Here is a 6,866-nt window from a genome sequence, read left to right as displayed (position 1 = left end):
TTTGATGTAGCTCTTAAATGTTACTTAAATCAAGAATTAACGTTGACGTTTTAGGTTGTTTAGTTTTCAAGGTTCAAGCTTCTAATAATAATGAATTGGAGCGGGTGATGAGAATCGAACTCACGACATCAGCTTGGAAGGCTGAGGTTTTACCATTAAACTACACCCGCGAATTTATAACCATATGCTTTTGTGATCGGGAAGACAGGATTCGAACCTGCGACCCCTTGGTCCCAAACCAAGTGCTCTACCAAGCTGAGCTACTCCCCGCTTGATAAAAATAGTCAAGCATAAAATGGCGCGCCCGAGAGGAGTCGAACCCCTAACCTTTTGATCCGTAGTCAAACGCTCTATCCAATTGAGCTACGGGCGCATTTTTTAAATTACCTTTTGGTGCGGTCGAGAGGAGTCGAACCTCCACGGGATTTCTCCCACTAGGCCCTCAACCTAGCGCGTCTGCCATTCCGCCACGACCGCTCGTTGCAGCGACAAGATATATTATATCAATATATTTTCAAATGGTCAAGCGCTTTTTTTAAAAAAAATAATTCAATGCGGGTGGAGGGACTTGAACCCCCACGCCTTGCGGCACTAGATCCTAAGTCTAGCGCGTCTGCCAATTCCGCCACACCCGCATATTCAAAAGATGGTGAGCCATGTAGGATTCGAACCTACGACCCTCTGATTAAAAGTCAGATGCTCTACCGACTGAGCTAATGGCTCTTGACTGGGCTAGCTGGATTCGAACCAACGAATGACGGAGTCAAAGTCCGTTGCCTTACCACTTGGCTATAGCCCAATAATGGCGGTCCCGACCGGGATCGAACCGGCGATCTCCTGCGTGACAGGCAGGCATGTTAACCGCTACACCACGGGACCAAATGATATGTATAACATAGTAAAGTTATAAAACACAGCAAAAGCAATATTAAAGTGACCCGTACGGGATTCGAACCCGTGTTACCGCCGTGAAAGGGCGGTGTCTTAACCGCTTGACCAACGGGCCATAACCTCTGGCGGAGAAGGAGGGATTTGAACCCTCGCGCCGCTTACACGACCTACACCCTTAGCAGGGGCGCCTCTTCAGCCACTTGAGTACTTCCCCATAAAAATGGCTCCACAGGTAGGACTCGAACCTACGACCGATCGGTTAACAGCCGATTGCTCTACCACTGAGCTACTGTGGATCAATAAGAATACATATGTACGTGATTATTTCAGTGATCATCGCATCTGATGTTTTTTCGTCATCTTGCCGACGTTTTATATCTTAAACCATATCCATTACTAAGTCAACAAAAAAATGAAATAAAATAGAATTTCATTTTTGCACCACATCAGGGTGAGTCAATGAAATGCAGCATACAGTAATTTGAGGTCAAAATAGACTCTTTTTATTTTCCATCATAACATAAAGAGGAGAGTGATTTCCTCCCCTCTTTAATAGAATACAATAAATTATTTTATTGGAGCTCGCCGATATATTGAAGACGACCTTTACATCTCCCACAAGCATAACGGGAAACATTCATCTTCATTTTCCGAATGTACTGCTGCTCACAATTGATACACTGGTATAAATGACGCTTTCTTTTCTTCTTTTTCTCAGATGGTAAAGGAGTGCAGAATCTCGGGGCTCCTACCATTTGAATTAATTGACGAAAATCATGGTCACGATGCTTATATCCCTTACCTGCAAGATGAAGATGATAATGACAAAGCTCATGTTTAATAATGCCAATGAGTTCTTCCATTCCATGCTCATCAAAGTATTTTTTGTTTAATTCTATATTATGTGAGAGAAGCATATATCTCCCGCCGGTTGTTCTTAATCGCGGATTATAATAAGCTTTGTGCCTAAATGGCTTATCAAACAAATCCCTTGAAATAGATTCCACAAGCTCCTGAATTGAATGATCTTCGCGCATCATCGTCCCTCACATTAAATAAACATAAAAATGATTGCTACTATAGGAACGGACGTGATTAACTGCATAGACAATAGAGAAAATGAACGAACTTGATTTTTCATTTCGTCTGGAACATCTTGTTTCATTCTTGTTGCCACTTGAATAATCCCAAATATCATAGCGGCCAAAATAATAACTAACGGAACGGTCGGAATTCCTTCCGCCGGTCTATCTAATAGAAGAAAACTGATGATAATAATCGCAATTGGGATCATTTCAATAAGAACGGTTGCGAAGAAAAACCGAGTCATAACTGCTTGAACGCCCATTCCTTCTTGTTCCCCTTCTCTCGCAATCTTAACAATTGTTCCTAAATGGGCAATGTAATTAAATGTAATTCCAATCGCAGCAAGGACCGCCGCGATTGTGACGATTATATAAAACATATTCCCTCTCCCTTTTCACACTATTTATAGTAGCTGCTGGTCAGGCTGCAGCATCGTTAATGATATTCTACCTTTTTTCACATCAACCTGTTCAACCCACACGGTTACTACATCACCAAGTGCTACTACATCTAGGGGATGCTTTACAAAACCTTTTTTGAGCTTTGAAATGTGCACTAAACCATCTTGCTTCACACCAATATCTACAAATGCACCGAAGTCTACAACATTCCGAACAGTACCTTGAAGCTCCATACCTGTTTGAAGGTCCTCCATTTTTAGCACATCCATTTTTAAAAGCGGCTTACTTAACTCCTCCCGAGGGTCTCGTCCTGGTTTAATTAAAGCCTCAATAATGTCTTTCATTGTGTGAATACCAATCCCAAGCTGTTCAGACCATTCTTCTATAGTTTTTTCTCTTGTTTTTTCTTTTAAGCTTTCTGAACCGATATCAGCAGGCTTTACATTCAATATTTCCAGCATTTTCTTAACATAGCTATATTGTTCAGGGTGAATCGCTGTACGATCTAATGGGTTCTTCCCATCTGGTATCCGGAGAAATCCAATACATTGCTCGTATGTTTTCGCTCCTAATCGAGGAATTTTTTTCAACTGACCTCGATCAATAAATTTCCCTTCGGCTTCTCGTTGCTTCACGATGTTTTGAGCCACTGTTTTTGAGAGGCCGGCTACGTATTGCAGCAAAGCAGTTGATGCTGTATTTACGTTCACTCCCACCTGGTTCACTGCAGTCTCTACAACAAACGTCAGAGATTCATTCAGTTTTTTCTGAGAAACGTCATGCTGATACTGCCCGACTCCAACCGATTTAGGATCAATTTTCACTAGCTCTGCAAGCGGGTCCTGAACACGTCTTGCAATCGAGACAGCACTTCTCTCTTCAACCTGCAGGTCTGGAAACTCTTCTCGCGCAATTTCTGAAGCTGAATAAACACTTGCTCCCGCTTCATTGACAATTATATAGAAGATGCCTGCGTTCGCTTCCTTTAAACGCTCCGCTACAAAGAGTTCTGTTTCTCTTGAAGCCGTACCGTTCCCAATCGCAACAAGCTCTATATCATAATCAAGCAATAATTTCTTAAAGGTTTGCGCTGCCTGCTCAGGCTTAGCCTTCGGAGGATGCGGATAAATAACATCTACCTTTAGCAACTTACCTGTTTCATCCGCAACAGCCAGCTTGCAGCCGGTTCGATAAGCAGGATCCACACCAAGTACTCTCTTTCCTTTTAATGGCGGTTGCAATAGAAGGTTTCTCAAGTTCTCAGAAAAAATATGAATGGCTTGATTTTCACCTTTTTCCGTAAGCTCATTACGAATTTCCCTTTCAATGGCAGGCTGAATAAGACGCTTATATCCATCCTCAACCGCTTCTCCTACAAGTTCACTTGTGATCGAAGAAGGATTTCGAACGATTTTACGCTTCAACTGTTGAGCAAGATGATCACCATCAGGGTGAATGGATACTCGTAATACCTCTTCCTTTTCGCCTCGATTTAGTGCCAGAACGCGGTGAGGAACAATCTTATTCACCGGCTCTTCATAATCATAATACATTTCAAAAATGCTTTTCTCGTCTTTTTCCTGATTCTTCACCCGAGAACGAACGCGGCCGCTGCGAAAGGTTTCTTTACGTATGTATTCACGGTAAGAAGCGTCATCCGCAATCATTTCCGCTATTATATCTTTTGCACCTGCAATCGCTTCTTCTACGGTGAAAATTTCCTTTTCATCAGATAGGTAGCGCTTTGCCTCTTGTTCTACCGAACCTTGCTTCGGGAACGTGACAAGCCAATTTGCAAAAGGCCCCAGTCCCTTTTCTTTCGCCACCGTAGCTCTCGTTCTTCTTTTTTGCTTATATGGACGATAAAGATCTTCCACCACTTGGAGTTTGGCGGCTGCTTCTATTGACTGATGAAGCTCATCTGTTAATTTTCCTTGTTCATCAATTAACCGGATCACTTCTTGTTTGCGTTCATTTAAATTCTGAAGATATTTCCATTTATCTTCAATATTTTTTATTTGAACCTCATCAAGCGCACCGGTCATTTCTTTTCGGTAACGAGCAATGAACGGGACCGTATTTCCTTCATTTAGTAGCTGAATTACTTGTTCCACTTGTTTTGTTCCAATAGCAACATCCTGTGCTAATTGATTTAATAAAGAGGGCTTGATCTCTTCTGACATCTCATTCACAACCTTCCTAAAGACTAGATGTTGTCATTGTACCATATGTTCATGATTTCTCACTTCACGCAAAAAAGAGACTACCATTAAGGTAATCTCCCAATAATAAACGTCGTATCGTCAGCATCCGTTACGATCGATTCAAGTTCTGTTGAAATATACTCCAAAGACCTATTCCTCTCAAATAGAGCCCGTACCCTTGTGAGCTGAAGTCCATCTGAATGGATTAAAAAGGACGAGCCATTTTCATATGTAAAACGCTGTGTTTTATAAACCTGCGGCCGACCAGAAAGGTAGCCTGTAATTGGTAACGGATAAGTTAATTTACCGGTGGGTGAATACAGATAAAAACGGATATTCCCTACACAGCTGTAGTGGTACACTTTTTCTTTAAACATAATTTTTATGATAGCAACAGCGGCACCACGTTTTTTGATTAAAGCTCGATTACTGCGTTCCATTAACGACTCTACATCTTCAGAATGATGTGAAGCAACGATTTCACAGGCAGCAATAGAAGCCTCATGAGCGTATTTTCCACTTCCTAAACCATCTGCCAGAATGCATAAAAAATACTCATCTGTGGCGATCATAAAAAAACTATCTCCGCAGTCACTTCTACCGTGTTTCGTGTATTGCCCTGAAATAGCACGTATATGGTCGTGTACTATTGATTCCATTAATCCATTCCCTCATACTGCTCATTTTCTTGCTGAATGGCATCGCGAAGTTTCTTTATCGCTCTTCTCTGCAGTCGAGAAACATGCATTTGAGATATTCCTAACTGTTCTCCTGCTTCTTTTTGACTGAGATTTTCCAGATACGTATATTGTATGATCTGTTTTTCACGATCGCTTAAGACATGCAGCACTTTATCCAAAACAAGCCGCTGGTCCGTTTTTTCGTAATTATCATCCAAGCTGCCTACAATATCTAATAGCGTAACTGTACTTCCGTCAGAATCCGCTTCAATAGAGTGGTCAACGGACAACGCTTGATAGCTTTTACCCATTTCCATCGCTTCCAGCACTTCTTCTTCAGAAACCTCCAAATGATCTGCAATTTCGCTTACCTTTGGAGAACGCTGAAGCGTTGTCGTCAGTTCTTCAACGGCTGCTTTTATTTTTGGTCCAAGCTCTTTAATCCTTCTTGGTACATGTACACTCCACGTTTTATCTCTTAAAAATCGTTTGATCTCACCAATAATCGTTGGAATAGCAAAGGCTTCGAAGCTTTTACCAAAAGTGTCATCGTAACGTCGAATGGCACCCAGAAGACCGATTATGCCCACTTGAGCAATATCTTCATGGTATGACTTTCCTTTCGAATACTTCCTGGCAATGGATTCTACCAAGTTGCGATAATTCACAACGAGTTTATGCTGTGCTTCCTCATCCTGATTTTCTTGATAGGCTTTTATCCATGCAAGCACTTCGTCTTTGCTCGGTTGATTAGGTTGAGACAGTTTTCGCATCCCTCTCCACCTTCTCTTCCTCAATATACTTCGTCATAAAGACTGTTACACCTTCATTGTGGTGAATCTTCACTTCATCCATTAAGCTTTCAATAAGATATAAGCCAAGTCCTCCTTCACGGAGCATATCCACTGAAGCACCTTCGTTATAAGGACCAACCTCGTCTTTAATTTTCAGAAAATCAAAGCTATTGCCATGATCAGCAACGATTACTTCTAATTTATCCTGATACAGCGCAAAGCCAATCACCACTTCACCATTATCACCCTCGCCGTAAGCATGCTGTACAGCATTGGTAATTGCTTCACTTGTGGCAATTTTCAAATCTTCAATATCATCATAAGTAAAACCCATACGGCTGGCAATACCTGAAATGGTCAATCTCATTACCCCAACATACTGGGCTTTAGCAGGAATTTTCATTTCAATATAATCAAATGGTTGCATTTATTCCACTCCACTCTCTGCTTCGGAATTAATATCCATGATGTCGGCGAGTCCAGTAATGTCAAACAATCTTGTTAATCGGTCAGAAAGACCCACTAATTTTAAATGACCACCTTTCGCTTTAATTCCTTTGAATAACCCAACAAAAACACCTATTCCTGTACTATCCATATAACTAACATCCGATAGATCAATAATCAATAATAAATCTTCTTTTATTGATAAAGGATCCAGTGTTTCTCGAAGCTTCGGTGCAGTAAAAGCATCAATCTCGCCTGCGATTGCAACAATTATTTTTTGTTCACTTTCATTTTCAACATTAATTGATAGATTCATATTTTCCACCTCTTCACACCCTACCTAACTGATCTGTAATCTTAACC

General features: G+C 41.2%; 7 protein-coding genes and 11 tRNA genes. All 18 read right to left on the bottom strand.

The features are described from left to right. Positions 1–96: 96 nt before the first annotated feature. Positions 97–170, bottom strand: a tRNA-Gly gene (locus KP78_RS02810). A gap of 26 nt (positions 171–196) precedes the next feature. Then, a tRNA-Pro gene (locus KP78_RS02805) sits at positions 197–270 on the bottom strand. 26 nt (positions 271–296) lie between these two features. Then, positions 297–373 (bottom strand) — tRNA-Arg (locus tag KP78_RS02800). 18 nt (positions 374–391) lie between these two features. Continuing rightward, positions 392–477 (bottom strand) — tRNA-Leu (locus KP78_RS02795). Between the two features lie 76 nt (positions 478–553). Further along, a tRNA-Leu gene (locus KP78_RS02790) sits at positions 554–635 on the bottom strand. A 12-nt stretch (positions 636–647) separates the two neighbouring features. Beyond that, positions 648–723, bottom strand: a tRNA-Lys gene (locus tag KP78_RS02785). A 4-nt stretch (positions 724–727) separates the two neighbouring features. Continuing rightward, positions 728–799: transfer RNA gene (locus tag KP78_RS02780), tRNA-Gln, on the bottom strand. 4 nt (positions 800–803) lie between these two features. Further along, positions 804–879 (bottom strand) — tRNA-Asp (locus tag KP78_RS02775). A gap of 55 nt (positions 880–934) precedes the next feature. Continuing rightward, a tRNA-Glu gene (locus KP78_RS02770) sits at positions 935–1,006 on the bottom strand. A gap of 8 nt (positions 1,007–1,014) precedes the next feature. After that, positions 1,015–1,105 (bottom strand) — tRNA-Ser (locus KP78_RS02765). A 7-nt stretch (positions 1,106–1,112) separates the two neighbouring features. After that, positions 1,113–1,187, bottom strand: a tRNA-Asn gene (locus KP78_RS02760). 276 nt (positions 1,188–1,463) lie between these two features. Then, the gene (locus KP78_RS02755) at positions 1,464–1,928 is read right to left on the bottom strand and encodes a SprT family protein (protein WP_041086043.1); all 465 of its coding nucleotides are present in this window, start codon (positions 1,926–1,928) and stop codon (positions 1,464–1,466) included. A gap of 14 nt (positions 1,929–1,942) precedes the next feature. Continuing rightward, positions 1,943–2,356, bottom strand: a complete 414-nt coding sequence (locus KP78_RS02750; RefSeq protein WP_041086041.1) for a hypothetical protein — start codon at positions 2,354–2,356, stop codon at positions 1,943–1,945. A gap of 24 nt (positions 2,357–2,380) precedes the next feature. Next, positions 2,381–4,561 (bottom strand): Tex family protein, encoded by a 2,181-nt coding sequence (locus KP78_RS02745; RefSeq protein ID WP_041086040.1) that lies wholly within the window; start codon positions 4,559–4,561, stop codon positions 2,381–2,383. Positions 4,562–4,647: 86 nt separating this feature from the next. Next, the gene (locus KP78_RS02740) at positions 4,648–5,241 is read right to left on the bottom strand and encodes a PP2C family serine/threonine-protein phosphatase (RefSeq protein WP_041086038.1); all 594 of its coding nucleotides are present in this window, start codon (positions 5,239–5,241) and stop codon (positions 4,648–4,650) included. Beyond that, entirely contained in the window at positions 5,241–6,035 is a 795-nt protein-coding gene (sigB, locus tag KP78_RS02735) for an RNA polymerase sigma factor SigB (protein ID WP_041086036.1), read from the bottom strand. The genes KP78_RS02740 and sigB overlap by 1 nt, the downstream gene beginning before the upstream one ends. Beyond that, positions 6,013–6,483 carry an anti-sigma B factor RsbW gene (gene rsbW / locus KP78_RS02730; protein ID WP_041086035.1) on the bottom strand — a complete coding sequence of 157 codons (471 nt, stop codon included), beginning with the start codon at positions 6,481–6,483 and terminating at the stop codon, positions 6,013–6,015. The genes sigB and rsbW overlap by 23 nt, the downstream gene beginning before the upstream one ends. After that, complete coding sequence (locus KP78_RS02725; protein WP_041086033.1) at positions 6,484–6,819, bottom strand: anti-sigma factor antagonist; 336 nt, start codon at positions 6,817–6,819, stop codon at positions 6,484–6,486. Between the last annotated feature and the right edge of the window lie 47 nt (positions 6,820–6,866).

Origin of the sequence: Jeotgalibacillus soli (assembly GCF_000829435.1) — a bacterium.
Taxonomy (GTDB): Bacteria; Bacillota; Bacilli; order Bacillales; family Jeotgalibacillaceae; genus Jeotgalibacillus; species Jeotgalibacillus soli.
This window is presented reverse-complemented; position numbering and strand designations above follow the sequence as displayed.